Annotated in this window: 1 protein-coding gene; it reads right to left on the bottom strand. The window is 60.5% G+C overall.

Translation table 11 applies throughout. The features are described from left to right. A partial coding sequence (locus tag ACOZK9_RS27395; RefSeq protein WP_421556986.1) for an RHS repeat domain-containing protein occupies positions 1-261 on the bottom strand: 261 nt, incomplete at both ends.

Raw genomic sequence — 261 nt, 5'->3', positions numbered from 1 at the left:
CGCCATCGGGATCAATCCGCTGCACCAGCCGTGCGCGCTGGTCATGCACGTAAACTTCCTGGCTGCCATCGGCGTTGTGAACCGTGACCCTGCCGTTGTCATCCCAGGCATAACGCGTGTCCATCTGTGAAAAGCTGGCCCAATGCCGAACACACCGCGCCGCCTTGCCTGATCGCTCCCACGCCCAAAAGAAACGCGCGCCACCGGCCAACTGCCGCTCAAGAATGACGTGCTGCTCGTCGTACCGATAAAACTCGGTTT

The sequence above is a fragment of the Pseudomonas kitaguniensis genome (assembly GCF_049199985.1).
In the GTDB taxonomy this organism is placed as follows: domain Bacteria; phylum Pseudomonadota; class Gammaproteobacteria; order Pseudomonadales; family Pseudomonadaceae; genus Aquipseudomonas; species Aquipseudomonas kitaguniensis.
Note: the sequence above shows the minus strand (reverse complement) of the source record. Positions and strands in the feature narration are given on the sequence as shown.